The organism is Bradyrhizobium sp. ISRA442 (genome assembly GCF_038085055.1).
Classification (GTDB): Bacteria; Pseudomonadota; Alphaproteobacteria; order Rhizobiales; family Xanthobacteraceae; genus Bradyrhizobium.
This window is the reverse complement of record NZ_JALGCN010000003.1, coordinates 265001-288019: the sequence shown is the minus strand read 5'-3', so window position 1 is coordinate 288019 and position 23019 is coordinate 265001. Positions and strand designations below refer to the sequence as shown.

General features: G+C 63.9%; 22 protein-coding genes, 1 tRNA gene and 2 pseudogenes (1 of these 25 running past the window's edge). 18 read left to right on the top strand and 7 right to left on the bottom strand.

The window, feature by feature from the left end; all coding sequences use genetic code 11:
- The first annotated feature begins 3 nt into the window (after window positions 1-3).
- The 4 genes and pseudogenes from MTR72_RS07645 (at window position 4) to MTR72_RS07630 (ending at window position 4929) form a co-directional block, all read left to right on the top strand.
- Window positions 4-1074 carry an HlyD family secretion protein gene (locus tag MTR72_RS07645; protein ID WP_341510270.1) on the top strand — a complete coding sequence of 357 codons (1071 nt, stop codon included), beginning with the start codon at window positions 4-6 and terminating at the stop codon, window positions 1072-1074.
- Window positions 1071-3416 carry a ribosome-associated ATPase/putative transporter RbbA gene (rbbA, locus tag MTR72_RS07640; RefSeq protein WP_341510269.1) on the top strand — a complete coding sequence of 782 codons (2346 nt, stop codon included), beginning with the start codon at window positions 1071-1073 and terminating at the stop codon, window positions 3414-3416. Before MTR72_RS07645 ends, rbbA begins: the two co-directional genes overlap by 4 nt.
- Window positions 3307-4209: pseudogene (locus MTR72_RS07635) on the top strand (ABC transporter permease); the annotation flags it as partial. The gene rbbA and the pseudogene MTR72_RS07635, both read left to right, overlap by 110 nt.
- A gap of 192 nt (window positions 4210-4401) precedes the next feature.
- Window positions 4402-4929: a hypothetical protein gene (locus MTR72_RS07630; protein WP_341510268.1), complete on the top strand. Its 528-nt coding sequence runs from the start codon at window positions 4402-4404 to the stop codon at window positions 4927-4929.
- A gap of 239 nt (window positions 4930-5168) precedes the next feature.
- On the opposite strand, the gene MTR72_RS07625 is transcribed toward MTR72_RS07630, so the two are convergent.
- Window positions 5169-5402 (bottom strand): DUF3551 domain-containing protein, encoded by a 234-nt coding sequence (locus MTR72_RS07625; protein WP_280968226.1) that lies wholly within the window; start codon window positions 5400-5402, stop codon window positions 5169-5171.
- A gap of 430 nt (window positions 5403-5832) precedes the next feature.
- Window positions 5833-5909 (bottom strand) — tRNA-Met (locus MTR72_RS07620).
- 303 nt (window positions 5910-6212) lie between these two features.
- Here MTR72_RS07620 and MTR72_RS07615 point away from each other — a divergent pair.
- A complete protein-coding gene (locus MTR72_RS07615; RefSeq protein ID WP_341510267.1) occupies window positions 6213-7646 on the top strand; it encodes a coniferyl aldehyde dehydrogenase in 1434 nt (477 codons plus the stop codon).
- A 74-nt stretch (window positions 7647-7720) separates the two neighbouring features.
- Here MTR72_RS07615 and MTR72_RS07610 read toward each other — a convergent pair whose 3' ends face one another.
- Window positions 7721-8482, bottom strand: coding sequence for an SDR family oxidoreductase (locus MTR72_RS07610; RefSeq protein WP_280968225.1), 762 nt, complete (start codon window positions 8480-8482; stop codon window positions 7721-7723).
- A gap of 107 nt (window positions 8483-8589) precedes the next feature.
- On the opposite strand from MTR72_RS07610, the pseudogene MTR72_RS07605 reads away from it, so the two are divergent.
- Window positions 8590-8685, top strand: a pseudogene (locus MTR72_RS07605) (CvpA family protein); the annotation flags it as partial.
- A 129-nt stretch (window positions 8686-8814) separates the two neighbouring features.
- Complete coding sequence (locus MTR72_RS07600) at window positions 8815-9597, top strand: SDR family oxidoreductase (protein ID WP_280968224.1); 783 nt, start codon at window positions 8815-8817, stop codon at window positions 9595-9597.
- 192 nt (window positions 9598-9789) lie between these two features.
- Here MTR72_RS07600 and MTR72_RS07595 read toward each other — a convergent pair whose 3' ends face one another.
- Window positions 9790-10266: a DUF3775 domain-containing protein gene (locus MTR72_RS07595; RefSeq protein ID WP_280968223.1), complete on the bottom strand. Its 477-nt coding sequence runs from the start codon at window positions 10264-10266 to the stop codon at window positions 9790-9792.
- A gap of 217 nt (window positions 10267-10483) precedes the next feature.
- Between MTR72_RS07595 and MTR72_RS07590 the strand changes: the two genes are divergently transcribed.
- The 4 genes from MTR72_RS07590 (at window position 10484) to MTR72_RS07575 (ending at window position 14072) form a co-directional block, all read left to right on the top strand.
- Window positions 10484-11335 (top strand): MBL fold metallo-hydrolase, encoded by an 852-nt coding sequence (locus MTR72_RS07590; RefSeq protein WP_280968222.1) that lies wholly within the window; start codon window positions 10484-10486, stop codon window positions 11333-11335.
- A 216-nt stretch (window positions 11336-11551) separates the two neighbouring features.
- Window positions 11552-12394, top strand: a complete 843-nt coding sequence (locus tag MTR72_RS07585; RefSeq protein ID WP_280968221.1) for a fumarylacetoacetate hydrolase family protein — start codon at window positions 11552-11554, stop codon at window positions 12392-12394.
- Between the two features lie 181 nt (window positions 12395-12575).
- Window positions 12576-13187 (top strand): glutathione S-transferase family protein, encoded by a 612-nt coding sequence (locus tag MTR72_RS07580; RefSeq protein WP_280968220.1) that lies wholly within the window; start codon window positions 12576-12578, stop codon window positions 13185-13187.
- 15 nt (window positions 13188-13202) lie between these two features.
- Window positions 13203-14072, top strand: coding sequence for an MBL fold metallo-hydrolase (locus MTR72_RS07575; protein ID WP_280968219.1), 870 nt, complete (start codon window positions 13203-13205; stop codon window positions 14070-14072).
- A 146-nt stretch (window positions 14073-14218) separates the two neighbouring features.
- Here MTR72_RS07575 and MTR72_RS07570 read toward each other — a convergent pair whose 3' ends face one another.
- Complete coding sequence (locus MTR72_RS07570) at window positions 14219-14761, bottom strand: methylated-DNA--[protein]-cysteine S-methyltransferase (protein WP_280968218.1); 543 nt, start codon at window positions 14759-14761, stop codon at window positions 14219-14221.
- Between the two features lie 138 nt (window positions 14762-14899).
- Between MTR72_RS07570 and MTR72_RS07565 the strand changes: the two genes are divergently transcribed.
- Window positions 14900-15718 (top strand): alpha/beta fold hydrolase, encoded by an 819-nt coding sequence (locus MTR72_RS07565; protein ID WP_341510266.1) that lies wholly within the window; start codon window positions 14900-14902, stop codon window positions 15716-15718.
- 2 nt (window positions 15719-15720) lie between these two features.
- Window positions 15721-16533: an alpha/beta fold hydrolase gene (locus MTR72_RS07560; RefSeq protein ID WP_280968216.1), complete on the top strand. Its 813-nt coding sequence runs from the start codon at window positions 15721-15723 to the stop codon at window positions 16531-16533.
- A gap of 47 nt (window positions 16534-16580) precedes the next feature.
- On the opposite strand, the gene MTR72_RS07555 is transcribed toward MTR72_RS07560, so the two are convergent.
- The gene (locus MTR72_RS07555) at window positions 16581-17036 is read right to left on the bottom strand and encodes a carboxymuconolactone decarboxylase family protein (RefSeq protein ID WP_280970832.1); all 456 of its coding nucleotides are present in this window, start codon (window positions 17034-17036) and stop codon (window positions 16581-16583) included.
- 100 nt (window positions 17037-17136) lie between these two features.
- On the opposite strand from MTR72_RS07555, the gene MTR72_RS07550 reads away from it, so the two are divergent.
- From MTR72_RS07550 to MTR72_RS07530, 5 genes are all read left to right on the top strand, one after another.
- Window positions 17137-17994: a sigma-70 family RNA polymerase sigma factor gene (locus MTR72_RS07550; RefSeq protein ID WP_280968215.1), complete on the top strand. Its 858-nt coding sequence runs from the start codon at window positions 17137-17139 to the stop codon at window positions 17992-17994.
- 222 nt (window positions 17995-18216) lie between these two features.
- Entirely contained in the window at window positions 18217-18894 is a 678-nt protein-coding gene (locus MTR72_RS07545; protein ID WP_280968214.1) for a GntR family transcriptional regulator, read from the top strand.
- Between the two features lie 165 nt (window positions 18895-19059).
- Complete coding sequence (locus MTR72_RS07540) at window positions 19060-19860, top strand: phytanoyl-CoA dioxygenase family protein (protein ID WP_280968213.1); 801 nt, start codon at window positions 19060-19062, stop codon at window positions 19858-19860.
- A gap of 216 nt (window positions 19861-20076) precedes the next feature.
- The gene (locus tag MTR72_RS07535; RefSeq protein ID WP_280968212.1) at window positions 20077-21390 is read left to right on the top strand and encodes an NAD(P)H-dependent oxidoreductase; all 1314 of its coding nucleotides are present in this window, start codon (window positions 20077-20079) and stop codon (window positions 21388-21390) included.
- A 180-nt stretch (window positions 21391-21570) separates the two neighbouring features.
- Window positions 21571-22659 (top strand): TRAP transporter substrate-binding protein, encoded by a 1089-nt coding sequence (locus MTR72_RS07530; protein WP_280968211.1) that lies wholly within the window; start codon window positions 21571-21573, stop codon window positions 22657-22659.
- A 299-nt stretch (window positions 22660-22958) separates the two neighbouring features.
- Here MTR72_RS07530 and MTR72_RS07525 read toward each other — a convergent pair whose 3' ends face one another.
- Window positions 22959-23019 carry the final stretch of a hypothetical protein gene (locus MTR72_RS07525; RefSeq protein WP_280968210.1) on the bottom strand. 548 nt of this gene lie beyond the right edge of the window, so 61 of the gene's 609 nt are visible here — the last part of the coding sequence; its start codon lies off the right edge, out of view; its stop codon occupies window positions 22959-22961.

Below are 23019 nucleotides of genomic sequence, written 5' to 3'. Positions count from 1 at the left end.
ACCATGACGCGCAATCGAAAACGCTGGCTGATCGCTCTCCTCGTCGTGGCGCTCGGCGCGGGCGGCTACTTCGCCTGGCAGAAGCTGGGAGGCGACAGCCTTACGGCGGGCTTCGCCAGCGGCAACGGCCGCATCGAGGCCGTGGAAATCGATATCGCGACCAAGACGCCCGGGCGCATCAGGGACATCCTGGTGCGGGAGGGCGATCTGGTGTCGGCCGGACAGGCGCTCGCGCAAATGGATACCGTGCAGCTCGAGGCACAGTACCGCCAGGCCCAGGCGCAGTTGCGCCGTGCCACGATCGGGATCGACACCGCCAAGAGCCTCGTGACCCAGCGCGAGGCCGAGAAGAAGACAGCGACCGCTGTGATTAACCAGCGCAGCGCGGAGCTCGATGCGGCCGATCGAAAGCTGCAACGTTCCGAAACATTGATCAGAACCAACGCTGTGTCCCAGCAGGTGCTTGACGACGACCGGGCGGCCGCCAACGGTGCGCGCGCCGCTGTGGCCGCTTCGGAGGCCCAGCTCGCCGGCTCGGAAGCTGCGATCAGCGCCGCCGAAGCACAAGTCGTCGATGCGGAAGCTGCCGTCGAGGCGGCGAAAGCCGCCATCGAGAGCATCAAGGCCGATCTCAACGACTCGACGCTGCGCGCGCCTCGCGACGGACGCGTCCAATTCCGCGTGGCCCAGCCGGGCGAAGTTCTCTCCGCTGGCGGACGCGTGCTCAACCTCGTCGACCTCGGCGACGTCTACATGACGTTCTTCCTGCCGACGGCGCAGGCCGGCCGCGTCGCGATCGGCTCGGAGGTCCGCCTCGTGCTTGACGCAGCACCGCAATGGGTCATTCCCGCCAAGGCGACGTTCGTCGCCAGCGTCGCACAATTCACGCCGAAGACCGTCGAAACCGAAGAGGAGCGGCAGAAGCTGATGTTCCGCGTGAGGGCGCATATCTCACCGGACCTGCTGCGGCGGAACATCGAGCAGGTCAAGACCGGCTTACCCGGCCTGGCCTTCGTCCGGCTCGACCCTGACGCCGAATGGCCGGCGCAATTGACGGAACATCTGGTCAAATGAGCGATACGTCGAACGGCGATCAGTTACTCTCTCCGGCGCCGGTGATACGCCTCGAAGCGGTCGGGCTGTCCTACGACAAGACTCGTGCGCTGGATGGCGTCACGCTCGACATTCCCTCAGCACGCATGGTGGGCCTAATTGGACCTGACGGCGTCGGCAAGTCCAGCCTGCTCTCGCTAGTCGCAGGCGCCCGCGCCATCCAGGATGGACGGATTCAGGTGCTCGGCGGCGATATGGCGGATAGCACGCACCGACGGCGCACCTGTCCGCAGATCGCCTATATGCCGCAGGGCCTGGGCAAGAATCTCTACCCGACTCTCTCTGTCTTCGAGAATGTGGATTTCTTCGGCCGCCTGTTCGGGCACGACCAGTGCGAGCGGGAGGAACGCATACGGCAACTCCTCACGGACACCGGCCTTAGTCCCTTTACCGATCGACCAGCCGGCAAGCTGTCGGGCGGCATGAAGCAGAAGCTCGGCCTCTGCTGCGCGCTGATTCACGATCCTGATCTCCTGATCCTCGACGAGCCCACGACGGGCGTCGACCCGCTCTCGCGCCGGCAGTTTTGGGAGCTGATCGAGACGATCCGAAAGGATCGTCCGGGCATGAGCGTCGTCGTTGCGACCGCCTATATGGAGGAAGCCGCGCGCTTCGACTGGCTCGTTGCGATGAAGGACGGGCGAGTGCTAGCGACCGGCACTCCGGCGAAGCTGCTGCAACAGACCGGCGCCGACAATCTCGATGCAGCCTTCATTGCCCTGCTGCCTGAGGAGCAGCGACGGGGTTACAAGGAGGTGGTGATCCCACCGCGCGCAAGCGATCATGACGACATCGCAATCGAGGCCGAGCGGCTGACCGTCAGGTTCGGCGACTTCACGGCCGTCGACCATGTCAGCTTCCGCATCGCCCGCGGCGAGATCTTCGGCTTCCTTGGCTCGAACGGCTGCGGCAAGACCACGACGATGAAGGTGCTGACTGGGCTTTTGCCGGCGAGCGAAGGCGAAGCCAGGCTGTTCGGGCACGAGGTCGATCCCAATGACATGGATGTCCGGCGGCGCGTCGGTTATATGTCGCAGGCCTTTTCGCTCTATTCCGAGCTGACGATTCGCCAGAACCTGAAGCTGCACGCGCGGCTGTTCCGTCTCGCGCCTGACACCATCGAGGATCGTGTCCGCAAGATGGTCGACGACTTCGACCTCACCCATGTCATCGACGCATTGCCCGACGCGCTGCCGCTTGGCGTGCGCCAGCGCCTGTCGCTTGCGGTCGCCATGATCCACGCGCCCGACATCCTGATCCTGGACGAACCGACCTCCGGCGTCGATCCGGTCGCCCGCGACGGCTTCTGGCAGATCCTGTCCGATCTGTCACGGCGCGACAATGTCACGATCTTCGTGTCCACTCATTTCATGAACGAGGCGGAGCGATGCGACCGCATCTCTCTGATGCATGCCGGCAAGGTGATGATCAGCGACACGCCGGCAGGGATCGCAGAGCGTCGCGGCGGCGGCAACCTAGAAGAAGCCTTCGTTGCCTACCTGAAGGACGCGATCGCCGCGACCGACGCGAGCGTGGCGCGTGCCACGCCGCATGTGACCGAAGCCGCCACCGCCAAGACGCACGGGGCCATGCACAGCGCCTTGAGCTTCTTCGATCCCCGACGCATGTTTGCCTACACACAGCGGGAGGCGCTCGAGCTCAGGCGCGATCCGATCCGCGCCACGCTTGCCATTCTCGGCAGCCTCATCCTGATGTTCGTGATGGGCTACGGCATCAACATGGACGTCGAGAATCTTTCCTTCGCCGTCATGGACCGCGACGACACCACCATCAGCCGCGACTACGTCCTGCAGATCGCAGGGTCCCGCTATTTCACCGAGCTCGCGCCGATCGCCGACTATGATGATCTCGACCGCCGCATGCGCAACGGCGAGCTGAGCCTCGCGATCGAAATCCCGCCCGGGTTTGGACGCGACGTCGCGCGCGGCAGCAACGTTCAGATCGGCGCCTGGGTCGACGGCGCGATGCCGTCGCGCGCGGAGACGGTGCGCAGCTATGTCCAGGCGATGCACGCGACCTGGCTCGCGCAACGGACCCGGCAGCTCCTGGGCAATGCCGCAACCACCGGCGACTACCAGCTTGAGGTCCGCTTCCTCTACAACCCCGATATCAGAAGCATCGTCGCGATGGCCCCCGCCGTGATACCGATCCTGCTCCTGATCATCCCGGCGACCGCCCTATTTCACGGTCCCGCGGCTGATCCCGCAATCGGACATCATGGCACGCATGGATGCCGGGCTCGACACCTTCGCTCTCAACATCCCGCCCAACTTCCAGCGTGACCTGCTGGCGCAGAGATCGCCCGCCATCCAGCTCAACGTGGATGCGACGCGCATGTCGCAGGCTTTCACGGGAAGCGGCTACATCCAGTCCATCGTCAGCGACGAGGTCGGCGAGTTTCTGTCCCGCTACCGTTCGGCCGCGCCGCTGCCGATCGATCTGGCGCTACGCGCACGCTTCAATCCGGAACTCAACAAGAGCTGGTTCGGCGCCATCAACAACATCATCTCCTCCATCACGATGCTGTCGATCATCCTGACCGGCGCGGCACTGATCCGCGAGCGTGAGCACGGCACGATCGAGCATCTGCTGGTCATGCCGGTGACGCCGTTCGAGATCATGGCCAGCAAGATCTGGTCGATGGGTCTTGTCGTTCTTGTTGCATCCGCTGTCTCCCTCGTCTTCGTTGTGCAGGGCTTGCTCGCGGTCCGGATCGGCGGCTCGATCCCGCTGTTCCTGTTCGGTACAGCACTCTATTTGTTTGCAATGACAAGCTTGGGCATCTTTCTGGCGACGGTCGGCGGATCCATGCCGCAGTTCGGCCTGCTGATGATGCTTGTGTTGATGCCGCTTCAGATGCTGTCTGGAGCCACGACGCCACGGGAGAGCATGCCCGAGATCATCCAGAATATCATGCTGGCCGCGCCCAACACCCACTTCGTCATTCTCGCACAAGCCGTGCTGTTTCGCGGCGCCGATCTTGCTGTCGTCTGGCCGCAGATCGCTGCCTTGCCGTTGATCGGAGCAATCCTGTTCCTACTTTCGCTTCGACGATTTAAGCAGTTCTTGCGGTAGCAGCGCTTGGAGCAGGTGGTCGTTGCGGATGCGGACACCGCTATCGAGGTCCGGCTCGGTGAGGGCGAGCGCAACGCGAATATGTCGGATGACGAGGGGGTCAAGATTGGGGACAACATCTGGTAAGACCCGCATTGCAATCTAAACGAGTCTTGTTGCCTGCACTGTTGGAAATCAAATGGAGGAATGGCAATGTCGCTCCCATGCAAGTTCGAACGGAGCATCCTCAGCCACGAAGAATACGAGACGATCCGCCTCACGCACCATCCCGCCATCTATGATGTCGAAGCGACGGAGCTTCAGGCCATGCGGCCTCGCTTGCGCAAGATGCGCGATAAGGAGAGAACGCTCAGCCGGCAAAAGCGGCGAGAGACACGGAGAAAAGGTGAGGCTCGCGGAGCAAGCTTCCCCGGGACCACCGAGTATCCATCACAACGCAGGCAGGTCTTCGCCGCTGCGCTGAAGCGGGTGAACAACGAGCTCAGGCGTCTTCACAACCTGGCAGCTCGGACCGCACATGTTGAAGCGGCTCAAAAAGCTCTCGCGCTGCGTCGAGCCGCGAACTTCATTCCTTATCCCCCTGCCGGAGCCACCGCGAGCGAAGGCATGGCGCCAAAGGAAAGCAGACGCCGGAGAACGGTCGTTGCGGGCGCAAAGATCGGACGAGTTTCGCAAGCGACGAAAGTCGCTCAAGCAATACGCGATGCACGAGGTGCATGAGCTTGGGCGAGGAACCGGTCTCCCGTCCCGTGCCCTTGAGCGCCATCACGCATATCGCTTCTTGGAGGACAAAGACTAGAGGAAGAAATCGCGAAGACGCTGTACGCCATCCGCTATTAGCCTCTCGATCCTTGGGCTGTTCTGCATGCTGCGTCAATGCTCACCCGTATCGGCTCGCCTAGCTTCGCGATCCGGCATTGGCCAACGACGACTCGAAGCAAATCCACTCCGGAGTTCGGTTACGGTCTGCCCTGCCGCTGGCGCCCAGACGCATAGCGCGGGTTGATGCCGCAGGACGAATTAGTGCCTGAGGCAGCCGCCCTGCACTGCTGGAAAGTCGAGAACTGGCAGTTGCCGGGATAACCCCAATGGCGGCCCTGGAGACAGTAGCGGGCCGCGACCGCGGGCGAGACCGAACTGACCGCGGCCAGAATCAACACTGCGGAAACAGCGGCGAACAGAAGACGGCACATCAGAGTCCTCTGCCTATTGGGGGTACGTGCTATACGCGTTGCCGCCTGTCGTCGCCAACGCTCCGGCAACAGGAGCGAGCTGATGGTACCATCGGCGCTCAAAAAGGGTTATCCGACAAAACCCTCAGAATCCGCGATGGATTTACCTGAGGACCCGCCTACCCGGCCGACCAATCGGTTTATGACAAACCGGGCCGGTCAAGATGCGCACAGGAGGCTGGGCCGTCCATAACCTCAGCAGCCTGAGCGCTGGATTGTTCGGTTAGGAGCCACACGACGATGTAGGCGTCGACAGCAGGAGGATAACCCAATACTCTCCGCAGCTCCTCGATCAGCGGCGCGCGGAACACTGCCGGGCTGGACCTCGCCCGGCCGTTTAAATATCCGTCCCGGTGGTTAGACCGGGACGGCGAGCGAGTTACAACAAAAGTGGTTGCGGGGACAGGATTTGAACCTGTGACCTTCAGGTTATGAGCCTGACGAGCTACCGGGCTGCTCCACCCCGCGTTAAACCGTTGCATGCCTTCACCAGAGTACCGGGGACGGTGGATGAGGACCTGCGCTGCTCGCGCGGTTTTCATCGCGTCCCAACGGCTTCCTTGGAAGGCTACCCGGGGCGAAACCCATCGGGTGCGGGGGGTATGTATCAACCCGGGCCGGGTTTGGAAAGGCCCGCGGCGACGTTTTTTTCGACTTTATGACAGGCAAGCGGGCCGATGCCCGGTTGGCGCGCTCTTGCCAGAAGTTCCGCAAAAGCGCCAGCTTGCGGCAACAAGATTGAGGGGAAACGCCATTTTGAGGGGAAGCGCCATGGACAAATCCCTGACGAGCGCCCCGCTGCGGGCGCTGGAGGACGCCTTCCAGGCCATGGTCGCGCGGTCGCGGGCCGAGCCGGCCCCTGACCTCGCCGAACGCCTCGACCGGCTGGCGCGCCTGCGCGCCGTGGTCGCCGACAACGAAGAACGCTTCCAGCAGGCGATCTCAACCGATTTCGGCCACCGCTCGGCGGTGGAGACCACCATCGCCGAGACGCTTCTGGTGTTCAGCGAAATCCGGCACGCCACCAAACACCTGAAGACCTGGATGGCGCCGCAGCGCGTAGCGACCGCGCTGCAATTCCTGCCCGCACGCAACCGGCTGATCCCGCAGCCGCTCGGCGTGGTCGGCATCATCGCGCCTTGGAATTACCCGCTCCAGCTCACGCTCGCACCCGCGATCGGCGCGATCGCCGCGGGCAACCGCGTCATCATCAAGCCGAGCGAGCTGGTCCCGCATTTCTCCGCGCTGCTGAAGCAGGCGGTCGCGCAGAAATTCGACGCCACGGAAGTGCTGGTCACCGGCATCGAGGATGAGGTCGCAAAGACGTTTGCGACGCTGCCCTTCGATCACCTGGTATTCACCGGCTCGACCCGGGTCGGCCGGCTGGTCGCGGAAGCCGCGGGACGCAATCTGACGCCGGTGACGCTCGAGCTCGGCGGCAAGTCGCCCGCGATCATCGACGCATCGGCCGATCTCGACGAGGCGGCCGAGCGCGTCGCCTACAGCAAGCTGCTCAATGCCGGACAGACCTGCATCGCGCCGGACTATTCGCTGGTGCCGGAGAATTTTGTGCAGGCCTTTGCCGAGAAGGTGCGTGCGCAGATGCGGCGCATGTTCGGCACCGATCCCGCAAACAAGGACTACACCGCTGTTATCTCCGATCGGCATTATGCGCGGCTGGAGGGCCTCGTGGCGGATGCGGCGACTCGCGGCGCAAAGATCCTGCAGCCGGCAAAGCCCGACGATCCAAACTGGAAGGCACATCGCAAATTCCCGCCGACGCTGGTGGTCGGCGCCACCGAAGAGATGGCAGCGATGCAGGAGGAAATCTTTGGTCCCGTGCTGCCGGTGCTGGGCTATCGCGATCCGACCGACGCAATCGCCTTCGTCAACCGGCGCGACCGGCCGCTCGCGCTCTACTGGTTCGGCAAGGATCGCACTGCCCGCGACGAGGTGTTGGCGCGCACCGTCTCCGGCGGCGTCACCGTCAACGACTGCCTGTTTCATTTCACGCAAATCAACCAGCCGATGGGCGGCGTCGGCGCATCCGGCACCGGCGCCTATCACGGCGAATGGGGCTTTCGCACGTTCAGCAAGTTGAAGCCGGTGTTCTATCGCTCGAAATTCAACCGGCTCGCCGACCTCTACCCGCCTTATGGCGGCAAGATAGCGCGGCTGGAGAAGATGATGCGATTCATGTCGTAGCAAACATCAACACCGTCATTCCGGGGCGCCTCGGGACGACGCCTTAGTGAGCCTCGCCGCCGAGAAATGCGGCTTCAGTTTAGTAAGAACCCGCCATCAACCGTCACAACGCTCCCCGTCATGTACCGCGACGCCTTCGACGCCAGCAGCAAAATCGCGCCGTCGAGATCGGACTCGGCGCCGACGCGGCGCTGCGGGATGCGTTTTGTCAATCGTTCCCCCGCAGGCGTCGACCAGAAATCGTGATTCATCTCGGTATCGATGTAACCGGGTGCGAGCGCGTTGATGCGGATGTTCTGGCCGGCAAGCTCGAGCGCCATCGCCTTTGTAGCCTGGATGATGCCGGCCTTGGAGATCGCGTAAGGCGAGACGGCCTTCAAGACGCCGGTGCCGAGCACGGAGGCGATGTTGACGATGTTGCCTGACTGCTTGCGCGCGATCATGCGCCGCGCAACTTCGGTCGCGAGAAAATAGGCGCCCTTGAGATTGGCGCCGATCACCGCGTCCCAATCGGACTCGGTCTGCTCGGTCGCGAGCTTTTCGATCGCGATGCCGGCGTTGTTGATCAGCACGGTGATGGGACCAAGCGCCGCCTCCGCGGCATCGACGGCGCCGGCGATCGAGGCGGTGTCGGTGACATCGAGGGCGACCGCGGCCGCGCGGCCCCCCTTGCCGCGGATCTCCTCTTCCAGGCTCTTCAGCTTGCCGGTCTGCCGTGCCGCGAGCGCAACGGCCGCGCCATGCGCCGCCAGAACACGGGCAAATTGCCGCCCCAGCCCCTGACTCGCGCCAGTGACGAGAATGGTTTCTTTACTGACGTCGAATAGGTCTGACATGACGATTTCCTTGGGCGATTTCCCGGAGCTTTTGCAACCATCAATACAGACGATCTTGGCAATCTGAAACGGGAATGATCGGCTCGCCGCTCATTCGTTCCATCGAGCGACCGCTGTTCTCGGCGGTCGGACAGATCGGCTTCAAGTCGCTGCCGCCGGAGGCCGCCGCCGCAATCGACCGCCTCAAGCAGGAGCGACGGATCCGATCAGGCGCATTTGCATCGCCGCAGCGCCACGCCATGCGTTTTGATGCGAGCACCTCCCTTATCAGCGGCGCCGAGGTTGGCTAATGTAGCGCCTCTAAACCTGCCTGACATCACGGGAGTGAAACAGTGGATCTTGGGATCAAAGGTCGCCGCGCCATCGTCTGCGCATCCAGCAAGGGCTTAGGCCGCGCCTGCGCCATCGCGCTTGCCGATGCAGGCGTTCACGTCACGCTGACCGCGCGCGGCGCCGAAGCCTTGAAGAAGACGGCGGACGACATCCGCTCAGCCCATCCGGACGTCACGGTCACCGAGATCGTCGGCGACATCACGACGCCTGCGGGCCGCGAGGCCGTGCTGACGGCCTGCCCCGATCCGGACATCCTGATCAACAATGCCGGCGGCCCGCCGCCCGGCGATTTCCGCAACTGGACCCGCGACGACTGGATCAAGGCGATCGACGCCAACATGCTGACCCCGATCGAGCTGATCAAGGCGACCGTCGACGGCATGATGGCGCGCAAGTTTGGCCGCATCGTCAACATCACCTCGGCCGCCGTGAAGGCACCGATCGACATTCTCGGTCTGTCCAACGGCGCGCGCGCCGGCCTCACTGGCTTCGTCGCCGGCCTCTCGCGCAAGACCGTGATCAACAACGTCACGATCAACGGCCTGTTGCCGGGCCCGTTCGAGACCGATCGCCTGCGCGGCACCGCCAAGGCCGAAGCCGAGAAGCGCGGCATCACGCCGGACCAGCTTTTGGCCGAGCGCGCCAAGCTCAACCCCGCCGGCCGCTTCGGCCATCCCGACGAGTTCGGCTATGCCTGTGCCTTCCTCTGCGGCGCCAAGGCCGGCTTCATCACGGGACAGAACATCCTGCTCGACGGCGGCGCCTTCCCGGGCACGCTGTAAGACTCTTCTCCCTCTCCCCGTTCTTACAGGGAGAGGGTTGGGGTGAGGGGCTCTCTCCGCAAGCACGATGAGAGTCCGACTCGCTGAAGCTCCCCCTCACCCGGAATTCAAGCTGCGCTTGAATTCCGACCTCTCTCCGCATCCGCCTTCGCTGAAGCTTCGGCGGACAAGGGCGGGGCGAGGTGAGATTACTCAACGCCGCTTCGTCGGCTCGTCTTCATCCCGCTCGCTGGGATCGGAGGAATCGGCGGTGAGGCGCTCGTCGGTCCAGTCGATGCCGAACGCATCGAGGCCGTCCGCCAAAAGGTCGCCTAGCATCGGGTCGCCGAGCAGATATTGCACCGTTTCCTGCCGGGGCCTGCGATACTCGCCCCGCGCCTCCACGGCACGGGCGCGCAAGTCGTCCCAGTCCTCGATCGTGCCGTCGCCGCGACCGAGCCAGGTCAGTGCAACGAGATCAAGCTGCTCGTCCTCGTTCAAGGCGGCAATGAAGCCGCCGAGCTCGCCGCCGACGGGATCGGAGCCGTCATCTTCCAGGACGTCGACCGCGTCGTCATCGGTGGGGTTGGAGCCCGAGTCCGGATCGGAATCCAGTTCCTTGACGTCGAATTCACGCGCCTTCTCGATGATGAAGGTCACTTTCTCGGCGGAAATCGCAAGCTCTGGCATCGCTCCCTCCCGGGGTTCCCGCAATAACGCCGCATCGCATCAGATGATCCATTGCGCCTGCTGGCTGAAACCCGCAATGTCTATCCAAAGTGCCCGTTCAGCCGTCATTCCGAGGCGATGCGAAGCATCGAACCCGGAATCACGAGATTCCGGGTTCGGCACTTCGTGCCGCCCCGGAATGACAATGGATACCGATAACAAGATGGGAATGCGCCGAATGCAGTGGAAGGTGGGCAGGGTTGTGATCACCAAGGTGGTGGAATTAGAGACGGTCGGCTCGACGCGCTTCATTCTGCCGCTCGCCAGCAATGAGGAAATCCGGAAGCTGCCTTGGCTGATCCCGCATTTCGCCACCGATGAAGGCCGACTGAAGATGTCGATCCATTCGCTGGTGGTGGAGACGCCCTCGCAGCGGATCGTCGTCGACACTGGCCTTGGCAACGACAAGCAGGGCCGCAACGTCCCGACCTGGAATAACCGCACGAGCCCGTTCCTGGAGACGATGACGGCGGCGGGTTTTACGCCAGACAGCATCGACATCGTGCTGTGCACGCATCTTCACGTCGACCATGTCGGCTGGAACACGAAGCTCGTCGGCGGCGAATGGCTGCCGACTTTTCCGAAAGCACGCTACGTGTTCGGCAGGACCGAATATGAACATTGGCGCGACCACTCCACCGAGCCGGACAAGCAGGCGGTGTTCAATGATTCCGTGAAGCCGATCGTCGATGCCGGCCGGGCCGAGCTGATCGCGAGCAACCATCGGCTTTGCGAGGAGATCAGCATGATCCCGACGCCGGGCCACAGCCCGGGGCATATGAGCATCCTGATCCGGTCCGAAGGCGAACAGGGTCTCCTCACCGGCGATGTTGCCCATCACCCGTGCCAGATGGCGCATCTCGACTGGTCCTCGACAGCAGATTCCGACCAGAAGCAGTCTGCCGAAACGCGACGCGAGCTGTTTTCGCGCTTTGCGGATGCGCCGACACTGGTGATCGGCGGGCATTTTTCGGCCGGATACATCAAGCGCAAGGGCGACGCGTTCAGGTTCGAGGCGCTGGGATCGTGACGTTTGCTCCTCATGGAGAGGAGCGCGTCTTCGCCCGTCTCGGACCATGAGGCCCCGCTCTCGCCCGCGTCCATCCTTCGAGACGCCCGCCTTCGGCGGGCTCCTCAGGATGAGGGGGAGCAATGCGCGAACGGCCGCCAGTCGGCGGTTGAATTTCCCGCCGCCCTGTTCCATGAAGCTATTTAACCGATCGGTCCATCTCAGGGAGAAACGAGAATGAAGCTTGTTCGTTACGGCGAAAAGGGTGCGGAAAAGCCCGGCCTGATCGACAGATCCGGTCAGTTGCGCGACTTGTCGGCCCATGTGAAGGACCTGACCGGCGAGGCCTATTCGCCGGAATCCCTCAAGAAGCTGGCTGCGCTCGACCCCGCCTCGCTGCCCGCCGTCTCCGGCAAGCCGCGGTTCGGTGCCCCCGTCACCGGCATCTCCAAGTTCGTGGCGATCGGCCTCAACTATAGCGATCACGCCAAGGAGACCGGCAACCCGATTCCGGCCGAGCCGATCTTCTTCCTCAAGGCGAATACCGCACTCTGCGGCCCGAACGACGCGGTCGAAAAGCCCCGCGGCTCGACCAAGCTCGACTGGGAGGTCGAGATCGCCGCAATCATCGGCACCCGCGCCAAGTATGTCTCCGAAGCCGAGGCGCTGAACTATGTCGCCGGCTACTGCGTCTGCAACGACGTCTCCGAACGCAACTTCCAGATCGAGCGTCTGGGTCAGTGGACCAAGGGCAAATCGCACGACACGTTCGGCCCGCTCGGGCCGTGGCTCGCCACCAAGGACGAGATCAAGGACGTGCAGAACCTGCCGATGTGGCTCGACGTCAACGGCCAGCGCCGCCAGACCGGCTCGACCGCGACCATGATCTTCTCCATGGCCAAGTGCATCTCCTACGTCTCGCAGTTCATGACGCTGCTGCCCGGCGACGTCGTCACCACCGGCACGCCGCCCGGCGTCGGCATGGGCATGAAGCCGCCGACCTTCCTCAATGTCGGCGACGTCGTCACGCTCGGCATCGAAGGCCTCGGCGAGCAGCGTCAGGAGATCGTCGCGGCGTAGGCGGCAATCACCACTGCGCCACGCCGTCATTGTGAGGAGCCAACGGGTCCGGCCTTCGGCCGGCCCGATGACAGGCTCCGCGGCGAAGCAATCCAGATTTTTTCCGCGGAGACAGCCTGGATTGCTTCGCTTCGCTCGCAATGACGCAAATCAATTGCCCGATATCCCGTAGGACATTTCAATGAAACTCTCCTTCTCCGCCGCCTCGCCTTTCGCGCGCAAGGTGCGCATCGCTGCGATCGAGCTCGGGCTGATCGACAAGATCGAGCTCGTCCCCGCAACGGTCGCGCCGGGACAGGTCAACGAGGACTACTCGCGCATCACGCCGCTGAAGAAGCTGCCGGTGCTGATTACCAATGATGGCGACGTGATCCTGGATTCCTACGTCATCGTCGAATATCTCAACGAGATGGCCGGCGGCAGCCTGTTCCCGGATTACGGCCCGCAGCGCTGGAAGGCGAAGACCAATCACTCCCTGATCAACGGCATGCTCGATTCCATGCTGCTGTGCCGCTACGAGAAGATGGTGCGGCCGCAGGGCCTCCAATGGCAGGCGTGGTCGGACGACCACTGGAACCGGGCCTGGACCGGCATGGCACGCTTCGAGAACATGCCGGACGTGCTGAACGGCCGGTTTGACATTTCGCAGATCGGCCTCGTTTGCGTGCTCGGCTATGCCGACTTCCGCTTCGCCGATTGCGGCTGGCGGAAGGCCTATCCGAAACTCGACGCCTTCCATCAGAAGATGCTGGAGCGGCCCTCCGTCAAGATCTCGGTGCCGCCTCCGGCGTAACCCGCGGGAGTTCTCATGAGCCTCAAAATCTCGGTCGGCGATCTCACCATCCACCGCATCATCGAGCAGGAAACCACGTTCTTGCCGGCGCTGGACATGCTGCCCGGACTCACGGCCGAGGTGCTGGCCGAGAACCGCGCATGGATGCGGGAAGCAAACGCGCTGGATGACCAGGATATGTTGATCCTGTGCTTCCAGTCCTATGTGGTGAAGACGCCGCATCACACCATCCTGATCGATAGCTGCATCGGCAACGATAAGCCGCGGCCGCAGCGGCCGAAATGGAACATGAAGACCGACGACACGTACTTGCGCGCGCTGGGCGCCGCCGGCGTCTCGGCTGGCGACATCGACTTCGTGATGTGCACGCATCTGCATGTCGACCACGTCGGCTGGAATACGCGGCTTGAGAACGGCCGCTGGGTGCCGACCTTCCCCAAGGCGCGCTACGTATTCGCCAAGCAGGAGTTCGACTACTGGTCCGCGCAGAATGCGAAGGCCGAGGTGCCGCCCTTCGCGGACAGCGTATTGCCGGTGGTCGAGGCCAAGCGCCACGAGATCGTCGGCAACGACCACCAGATCGGCGATCATGTCCGCATCCTGCCGACGCCCGGCCACACGCCCGGTCACGTCGCGTTCACGATCGGTCGCGGCAAGGACGACGCCGTGTTCTCCGGCGACCTCATGCACTCGCCGTTGCAGACGCTCTATCCGGAGCTGTCACCCAAGTTCGACGTCGATCAGGCGCAAGCCGCAAAGACGCGCCGCAGCTTCCTGGAGCGTTATTGCGACACCGACACGCTGTGCTGCCCCGCGCATTTTCCCTCGCCGTCGGTCGGCAAGATCAGGCGGAAGGGCAACGGGTTCGTCTGTGCGGCGGTGTAGCCGAGATCGAAATCCCGTAGAGTGGGTTAGCCCCGCGGCTGCGCGAAGCGCAGTCCGCTGGCGTAACCCACCATTTTTGTCGCCGAGAGAGAAGAGGTGGGTTACGCTACGCTAACCCACCCTGCGATTTCTGCGCGAGCGGCGCATCAATCAAACAAACTCGGCGTGTGGTTGACGAGCGCGCCTTCGATCTCGAGCATCTTCAGCTTGGTGACCACGCCGCCCTTGGCGGAGAAGCCGCCGGGCTTGTTGCCGGCCGCGAGCACGCGATGGCAGGGCACCACGATCGGGCACGGGTTGCGGCCGAGCGCCTGGCCGACATCGCGCGACAGCTCGACGCCGCCGAGGCGTTTTGCAATGTCGCCATACGTCATGGTCTTGCCCGGCGGGATGGTGCGGGCGATCTCGTAGACGCCGCGGTTGAAGTCGGGAACACCGTCGAGATCGAGCGGGATGTCGGTGAGGTCGTCCGGCTCGCCCGCGAGCAGTTTGACGATGCGGTCGATCGCCTGCTGCACCTGGGCCGTCGGCTCGGCCTCGCTGGCATCAGTGTGGCGCTGGTGGATACGGGTGCGGATCTTGTCCTCGCCGCCCATCGGCAGTTGCGTGCCATTAATGCCGCGCGGCCCCCAGGCAATGGCGCAGAGACCGATTTTGGTTTCGAACAAGGCGAAATGCTGGTCAGTCATGGCTACTTTCCTGGCTTGCTTCCTCGTCGAGGCCCCCGCTTGTGATCTTCCTGCGAAATCTAGGCTTGGAAATAGTTGCGATCCACCCGGTTTCCGGGAATCTTGCACAGGAGTTCCGCTCCTTTCCGCGAGTCCAGAATGCAGAGCCTTCACGTCAACGGATATGACATGCCCTATCTCGACGTGGGCGACGCGAATGCGGGGCCGCCGCTGGTCTGCGTGCACGGATCGCTGTCCGACTTCCGGATCTGGGGCTGCGTGCTCGGCCCGCTGACACAACGGCACCGGCTGATCTGCGTTAGCCTGCGCCACTTCTTCCCGGCGCGGTGGGACGGCATCGGTGACACCTACTCGATCGCGCAGCACGTCGACGACGTCATCGCCTTCATCGAGAAGCTCGACCTCGGCCCGGTCGACCTGATGGGCCATTCCCGCGGCGGGCACATCTGCTTTCGCGTGGCGCAAGCGAGGCCGGATCTGTTGCGGCGGCTGATCCTGGCCGAGCCCGGCGGCGAGCTCGATGCGAGCCTCGATCCCGACTATGCCGGCGGCCCCTCACCGCTGCTGGCACGCTTCACGGCCTCGGCGGAGAAGATCGCAGCCGGTGACGTCGATGGCGGGCTCGCGGTCTTCGTCGACACGCTGGAAGGACCCGGCACCTGGCCGCGGCTGCCAGCGATGGTGAAGCAAAACCTGCGCGACAACGCCTTCACCCTGATCGGTCAGGTCCGCGACAATCGCCCACCCTTCTCGAAGGCCGATGCGGAATCGATTGGGATGCCGACGCTGTTCATTCTCGGCGCGCGGACGAAGGGCCTGTTGCCGCAGGTGCTGCATGCACTCGCGGCGCACGTCCCCTATTCCAAGACGGCGATCATTCCGAACGCGACGCATCCGATGTTCGAGCAGGCGCCGCAAAAATATTCTGAAGTGGTGCTGGATTTTCTGGCGGGCTGATCATGCAGACATTTCGCGTCAACGGTTACGACATGGCCTATCTCGAAATCGGAGAAGGTCCGCCGCTGGTCTGTGTGCACGGCACGCTCGGCGACTTCCGCACCTGGTATTCGGTGCTCGGCCCGCTGTCGCAGAATCATCGCGTGATCTCGGTGAGCCTGCGGCATTTCTTTCCCGAGCACTGGGACGCCGTCGGCGACGACTACAAGATGGCCCAGCATGTCGCCGACGTGATCGGCTTCATCGAGCAGGTCAGCCCCCTGCCGGTCGACCTGATGGGGCACTCGCGCGGCGGACACATCGCGTTTCGCGTGGCCCAGGCGCGGCCTGATCTCTTGCGAAAACTGGTGCTGGCCGAGCCCGGCGGCGATCTCGACGCAACGCTGCCGGTCCCGGCGGGCACGCCTGCGCATCCGCCGCTTGCCGCGCGTACGGCACGCTCGGTCGAGATGATCCGCGCCGGCGACGTCGAGGGCGCGCTGCAGAATTTCTATGAAGGCATCGAAGGCGACGGCTCGTGGCGGCGCGTGCCGGCGGCGGCGAAGCAGCAACTGCGCGACAACGCCATCACCTTCCTCGGCCAGATCAACGAACAGCGCAGGCCCTACACGCTGTCCGACGCGCAGGCGATCAGGACGCCGACGCTTCTTATCGGCGGCGGCGCGACGACGGGCAGCCTGTCGGTGATCTGGCGCGTGCTGGCCGAGCACATCGCCGGCGCGAAGACGGCGGTGATCGCGAATGCCGGCCACTGGATGTTCGAGCAGGCACCGCTGGAATATGGCGAAGCGGTGGACGCGTTTTTGAGGGAGTAGGCCTTTTCCCTCTCCCCTTACAAGGGGAGAGGGAAAGATTACATTCCTCACACCTTCCACGAGCCGACCGGAGCCCTGACCGCGACATTCAGCCGGTTCCAGACATTGATCGTCGCGATCGAGAGGACGAGCGCCGATAGCTCGCGCTCGTCGAAATGCTTGGCGGCTTCGTTCCAGATCGCATCCGGCACCGGGTCTTCACGATCGGCGAGACGCGTGACCGCCTCCGTGAGTGCCAGCGCGGCGCGCTCGGCTTCGGTGAAGTAGGGCGTATCGCGCCAGGCGGCGACCGCGAACAGGCGCTCGTCGGTCTCGCCGGCCTTGCGGGCGAGCTTGGGATGCATATCCACGCAGACGCTGCAGCCATTGATCTGGCTGGCGCGCAGGTGCACCAGTTCCAGGAGCTTTTCCGAGAGACCTTGCTGGTTCACGGCATTCAGGTCCTGCAGCGCCTTCATGGCCTCGGGCAGGACCATCACCGGGTGATTCATACGTGCGTGCATCATGTCGTGTCTCCATGTCAGGAATTTCGACGGCTCCGGTCACATCGGCCGGATTTGCGTCGTCATGGGCATGACGGATCACGCGAAGGGAATGTGACCGATGACTGAAGAGAATTTTCTTAGCCAACAGTTCGAGGCCAATCGGGATCATTTACGCGCCGTCGCGTTCCGGATGCTTGGATCGCGCGGCGAGGTCGATGACGCCGTGCAGGAGACCTGGCTGCGGCTGAGCCGCAGCGACACCTCGGATGTCGCGAATTTGCGGGGATGGCTGACCACGGTCGTCGCGCGCATTTGCCTCGACATGTTGCGGGCGCGGAAATCGCGCCGCGAGGACCCGATGGGCCCGGACGTGCCGGAGCCGGTCGACGATGCGCGCGAGCGCGAGGCCGAGATGGCCGATTCCGTCGGCGCGGCGTTGCTGATCGTCTTGGAGACACTGCAGCCGGCGGAGCGGCTCGCCTTCGTGCTGCACGACATGTTCGCCGTGCCCTTCGAGGAGATCGCGCCGATCGTCGGTCGCTCGGTCGAGGCGTCGCGGCAGCTCGCCAGCCGCGCACGGCGCCGGGTGCAGGGCGCGCCGGTGCCCGAGACGGATCTCTCCCGCCAGCGAAAAATCGTCGAGGCCTTCCTCGCGGCTTCACGCGAAGGCAATTTCGAAGGCCTGCTCGCCGTGCTCGATCCCGAGGTCGTCATGCGCGCCGATCAGGCCGCGGTGCGGCTCGGCTCGCTGCCTGAAATCCTGGGCGCCGATGCAGTCGCGCAGACCTTCAAGGGACGCGCCCAGGCCGCACGGCCCGCGCTGGTCGATGGTGTCATGGGCGTCGCCGTCATCTTCGGTGGCCATCTACGTATCGCCCTGCGCGTCAGCTTCAACGGCGACAGGATCTCCGGGATCGAAGCCGTGGCCGATGCGGAGCGGATCGCGGCGATGGAGGTGGAGGTGCTGGACAGCTAGGCCGCATGGCGTCCGGCGTCACCCGATGCATTTTCGCGAAAACAACCCCATGCAAGGTAGAATGGCAGTCCGGGCCAAGCCCGAGAAAAATGTCGAAAACTAACCTGTTTACAATAGCTTAGTCGACAAATCCGCTGCAGCGGCGTGATGCCCGCTTGACGCCCCCCTTGCCCAGCGGTAGCGTCCGAATACGGAATTCCGTATTCCGAAGGAGTCGCCGGCGTGATCCCTCTCGACCCGCTCCCCAATTTGATCGACCAGGTCTACGCGCGGATCCTGGAGGCGATCTCCGACCGCACTCTTCAGCCCGGTCAGCGCATCCGTCAGAACGAGCTCGCCGACAGGCTCGGCGTGTCGCGTCAGCCGGTGTCGCACGCGCTGCACCTGTTGCATCGGCAAGGCCTGGTTGCCGAGAGCGGCCGGCGCGGCTTTGAAGTCACCCAGCTCGATCCCGCGCGCATTCGTCAGCTCTACGAGGTGCGCGGCGCGATCGACGCGCTCGCAGCCCGGCTCGCCGCCGAGCGCGCGGCAAGCGATGCGGCGGGACGCGAGCGGCTCGCAGCCGCGCTGCGTGCCGGACACGCCATCAATCGGAAGACGCCGCTGTCCGAGCTGATCGTGCTCGATGTCGAATTTCACGGCGCGATCTATCGCCTCGCCGGCAATCCCGTGATCGAGGAGACGATTGCGCCGCAATGGCCGCACATGCGCCGCTCGATGGCGACGGTGCTCTCCGAGCTCGACTATCGCGACAGCGCCTGGGCTGAGCATGCGACGATCGCCGGACACATTCTCGCGGGCAAAGCGCAGGCGGCCGAACGCGCCGCGCTCGCGCATGCGCAGACGGCAGGACGGATGACTGAGGAGAGATTGAAAGCGACGGACGATGCGGCAGCGTAGTCGCAAACGCCGTCATTCCGGGGCGATGCGAAGCGTCGAGCTATGATGCGCAATTGCGCATCGGAGAATCCATCGGGCGAGAGATTGCGGATGACTGGATTCCGGGTCCGACGCTGCGCATCGCCCCGGAATGACAAAAAGCAAAACAAACAGGAGGATACCCCCATGAAACTGACCCCGGAGCAATTGGAGTTCTTCCACCGCGAGGGCTGGCTGTTTCTGCCCGAGCTGTTCAGCCGGGAGGAGGTCGATTTCCTCGCACGTGAGGCGGTCGGCATCTACGACGCTGACCGCCCCGAAGTCTGGCGCGAGAAGAGCGGCGCACCGCGCACGGCCTTCGCAGCGCATCTCTACAACGAAGCATTCGGGGTCCTCGGTGCGCATCCGCGCATGATCGGGCCGGTCGAGCAGGTTTTCGGTGAACCGGTCTACATGCACCAGTTCAAAATCAACGCGAAATCGGCCTTTACCGGCGATGTCTGGCAATGGCACCAGGACTACGGCACCTGGAAGCGCGATGACGGCATGCCCGAGCCGCGCGCGATGAACATCGCGATCTTCCTCGACGAGGTGATGCCGATCAACGGTCCGCTCATGCTGGTGCCGCGCAGCCAGAATGCCGGCGACCTCGAGGCCGCGCATGATCTTGCGACCACGTCGTATCCGTTGTGGACGCTGGACGAGGAAACCGTGACGCGGCTGGTGAACCAGGGCGGCATCGTGGCGCCGACCGGCAAGCCCGGCGGCATGCTGATGTTCCACGGCAACCTCGTGCACGGCTCGAGCGGCAACATCACTCCCTATCCGCGCAAGATCGTGTACCTGACGCTGAACGCGGTCTCGAATTACATCCGCACGCCGACGCGGCCGGAATACATCGCGCATCGCGATTTCACGCCGATCAAGACGGTGGACGACGACGCCCTGCTGCACCTTGCACGTGCGCCAAGGCAGGCGGCAGAGTAGGCTGTCGCTGTCATTCCGGGGCGACGCGACGGGACCGCGCAAAGCGCGGCCCGGGAACGTCGAACTATGATGCGCAATTGCGCATCGGAGAATCCATCGCGCCGCAGAGGACGCGGATGAATGGATTCCGGGCTCGCGACTTTGTCGCGCCCCGGAATGACGAATGTTGGACGTTCGCGTTATCCCGGCAGCAATAGCACTTACGGAAACACCCCCATGAACCTGTTCCGCCTGCTTCAAGCCCGCGCCGCCGCCGGCAAGTCCGTGCGCGTGGCGCTGATCGGTGCCGGAAAATTCGGCTCGATGTTTTTGGCTCAGGTGCCGCACGTGCCGGGGTTAGAGGTGCCGATCATCGTCGACATCGATCGCGACCGCGCGCGCGAAGCCTGCCGCACCGTCGGCTGGGACGCCGCACGCATCGCTGCGACCACCTTCACCGATGACGGCGCGCGCGCGATTGCCGGCGGCGCGATGGACGTCGTGGTGGAGGCGACCGGTAACCCGGCGGTCGGCATCCGCCACGCCCGCGCCGCGATCGCGGCCGGCAGGCACATCGTCATGGTGAATGTCGAGGCCGACGTGCTGGCAGGCCCGCTCCTGGCTGAGGAAGCGCGCAAGGCCGGCGTTGTCTATTCGCTCGCCTATGGCGACCAGCCGGCGCTCACGGCGGAGATGGTCGACTGGGCGCGCGCCACCGGCTTTCGCGTCGTCGCCGCCGGCAAGGGCACGAAATATCTGCCGGCCTATCATGACGTGACCCCGGACAATGTCTGGCAGCACTACGGCCTGACTGCGGGCGAGGCACAGTCGGCCGGTATGAATCCGCAGATGTTCAACTCCTTCCTCGACGGCACCAAGTCTGCGATCGAGATGGCGGCGATCGCCAATGCCTGCGGGCTCGACGTGCCCGCGAGCGGGCTGAAGTTTCCGCCCTGCGGCGTCGACGATCTGCCGCACGTGATGCGTCCGCGCGAGCGAGGCGGCGTGCTGGAGCGGTCGGGGGTGGTGGAGGTGGTCTCGTCGCTCGAGCGCGATGGCCGGCCCGTGTTTCGCGATCTGCGCTGGGGCGTATACGTCGTGCTGGAGGCGCCGAACGATTATGCCGCCGACTGCTTCAAGCAGTACGGGCTGAAGACCGACGCGAGCGGGCGCTATGCGGCGATGTACAAGCCCTATCATCTGATCGGGCTGGAGCTGAACGTCTCGATCCTTTCGGCCGCGCTGCGCGGCGAGCCGACCGGGCAGGCCTACGGCTTCCGCGGCGACGTTGCGGCGGTCGCCAAGCGGCCTTTGCGCGCCGGCGAGATGCTGGACGGCGAAGGCGGCTACACGGTATGGGGCAAGCTGATGCCGGCGGCGGCAAGCCTCGCGGCCGGCGCGCTGCCGATCGGTCTGGCGCACCGCCTTCGGCTGAGACATGACGTCGCGCACGGCGAGGTCGTGCGCTGGAGCGACGTCGAGTTCGATGCCAACAACGAGACAGTGAAGGTGCGCAAGGCCATGGAAGCCGCGTTCGCAGCGCAACATTGAAGCGGGGCACCACCGGCGGCCGGGCGCGCCCTTGATTTGCGCCTGGCCTTTCGTCATCCTGACCGCGATCCTGGAACATTGAATTCCGGACACCAAGAAACGTCGAGCAGCGACGAAGACCAAAGCGACACGAAGATCGTATCCCTCGTCGATGTATCGACAGCAACAGAGGGGAAGCGAATGGAACGTCGTCAATTCCTGAAGGCGGGCGGTCTTGGCCTTGCCGCAAGCACGGTCGCAGCGCCCGCGATTGCGCAATCGATGCCGGAAATCAAGTGGCGGTACGCTGCAAGCTGGCCGAAATCGCTCGATACGTTGTACGGCGGCTGCGAGTATTTCAGCAAACGCGTCGCCGAGATAACGGACAACCGTTTCCAGATTCAGCCATTTGCCGCCGGCGAAATCGTCCCGGGATTGCAAGTGCTTGACGCTGTGTCCAACGGCACCGTCGAGATCGGCAACACCGCGCTCTACTATTATTGGGGCAAGAACCCCGCCTTCACGTTCGGCACCGCCCTGCCGTTCGGTCTCAACACGCGCCAGCACATTTCCTGGCTGATCTGGGGCGGCGGTCAGGAGATGCTCAACGATCTGCTCAAGGAGTACAACGCGATCGGCATTCCGACCGGTTCGACCGGCGCCCAGATGGGCGGCTGGTTCCGGAAGGAGATCAAGTCGATGGCGGATTTCCAGGGTCTGAAATTCCGCGTCGGCGGTTTCGCCGGCACGATCATCGCCAAGGTCGGCGGCGTGCCGCAGCAGATCGCGGGCGGCGACATCTATCCGGCGCTCGAGAAGGGCACCATCGATGCCGCCGAATGGGTCGGCCCCTATGACGACGAGAAGCTCGGCTTCGTGAAGGTCGCGAAGTACTATTACTATCCGGGTTGGTGGGAAGGCACCGGCCAGGGCCACAACGTCATCAACCTCGACAAGTGGAACGCGCTGCCGAAGTATTACCAGGCCGCGATCGAGACTGCCTCGCGCGACACCTTCACCTGGGTCACGGGCAAGTACGATGCCGTCAACCCGCCGGCACTGAAGCGGCTCCTGGTTGCCGGCGCGATCCTGAAGCCCTTCCCACAGGAAGTGCTGGAAGCATGCTATGGCGCGGCGAACGGGATCTACGCCGATCTCGCCAAGAGCAACCCGCATTTCGGCAAGATGTATGCGAGCCTGTCGGCCTATCGCAACGAGTCGCTGGCCTGGATGCAGGTCGCCGAGCTGAGCTTCGACAGCTTCATGATGCGGATGCGGACGAGGACGTAACGCGTTCGAAAGTTCGCAAGGTCAGAAACGACGAAAGCCCCGGAGATGTCTCCGGGGCTTTTGGTTGTAGTGGTGAGCGTTTGGATGGCCGCCGATGCACTCAGCTACACACACTCTCTCCTCATCGCCGGGCTCGACCGGGCGATCCAGTATTCCAGAGACGTTTGTCGTGGAGCTCGCTCTCGCCACCACCGCCGCGGAGTACTGGATGCCCCGCTTTCGCGGGGCATGACAACGCAGGGTGAGGCGCGAGACGGACAATCGTCCCAACAAGAAGCGCCTACGCTTGGCCGACGGGCTCAGTTCTGATCGTCGCCGAGCGCTGCGATCAGTTTGTCGTAGTATTTGCCGACGAGATCG

Bases quoted from the DNA above. Each gene is read 5' to 3' on its own strand.
- MTR72_RS07645 (WP_341510270.1), top strand. From the start codon at position 4: ATGACGCGCAATCGAAAACGCTGGCTGATCGCTCTCCTCGTCGTGGCG.
- rbbA (WP_341510269.1), top strand. From the start codon at position 1,071: ATGAGCGATACGTCGAACGGCGATCAGTTACTCTCTCCGGCGCCGGTG.
- MTR72_RS07630 (WP_341510268.1), top strand. From the start codon at position 4,402: ATGTCGCTCCCATGCAAGTTCGAACGGAGCATCCTCAGCCACGAAGAA.
- MTR72_RS07625 (WP_280968226.1), bottom strand. From the start codon at position 5,402: ATGTGCCGTCTTCTGTTCGCCGCTGTTTCCGCAGTGTTGATTCTGGCC.
- MTR72_RS07615 (WP_341510267.1), top strand. From the start codon at position 6,213: ATGGACAAATCCCTGACGAGCGCCCCGCTGCGGGCGCTGGAGGACGCC.
- MTR72_RS07610 (WP_280968225.1), bottom strand. From the start codon at position 8,482: ATGTCAGACCTATTCGACGTCAGTAAAGAAACCATTCTCGTCACTGGC.
- MTR72_RS07595 (WP_280968223.1), bottom strand. From the start codon at position 10,266: ATGCCAGAGCTTGCGATTTCCGCCGAGAAAGTGACCTTCATCATCGAG.
- MTR72_RS07590 (WP_280968222.1), top strand. From the start codon at position 10,484: ATGCAGTGGAAGGTGGGCAGGGTTGTGATCACCAAGGTGGTGGAATTA.
- MTR72_RS07585 (WP_280968221.1), top strand. From the start codon at position 11,552: ATGAAGCTTGTTCGTTACGGCGAAAAGGGTGCGGAAAAGCCCGGCCTG.
- MTR72_RS07580 (WP_280968220.1), top strand. From the start codon at position 12,576: ATGAAACTCTCCTTCTCCGCCGCCTCGCCTTTCGCGCGCAAGGTGCGC.
- MTR72_RS07575 (WP_280968219.1), top strand. From the start codon at position 13,203: ATGAGCCTCAAAATCTCGGTCGGCGATCTCACCATCCACCGCATCATC.
- MTR72_RS07570 (WP_280968218.1), bottom strand. From the start codon at position 14,761: ATGACTGACCAGCATTTCGCCTTGTTCGAAACCAAAATCGGTCTCTGC.
- MTR72_RS07565 (WP_341510266.1), top strand. From the start codon at position 14,900: ATGCAGAGCCTTCACGTCAACGGATATGACATGCCCTATCTCGACGTG.
- MTR72_RS07560 (WP_280968216.1), top strand. From the start codon at position 15,721: ATGCAGACATTTCGCGTCAACGGTTACGACATGGCCTATCTCGAAATC.
- MTR72_RS07555 (WP_280970832.1), bottom strand. From the start codon at position 17,036: ATGCACGCACGTATGAATCACCCGGTGATGGTCCTGCCCGAGGCCATG.
- MTR72_RS07550 (WP_280968215.1), top strand. From the start codon at position 17,137: ATGACTGAAGAGAATTTTCTTAGCCAACAGTTCGAGGCCAATCGGGAT.
- MTR72_RS07540 (WP_280968213.1), top strand. From the start codon at position 19,060: ATGAAACTGACCCCGGAGCAATTGGAGTTCTTCCACCGCGAGGGCTGG.
- MTR72_RS07535 (WP_280968212.1), top strand. From the start codon at position 20,077: ATGAACCTGTTCCGCCTGCTTCAAGCCCGCGCCGCCGCCGGCAAGTCC.
- MTR72_RS07530 (WP_280968211.1), top strand. From the start codon at position 21,571: ATGGAACGTCGTCAATTCCTGAAGGCGGGCGGTCTTGGCCTTGCCGCA.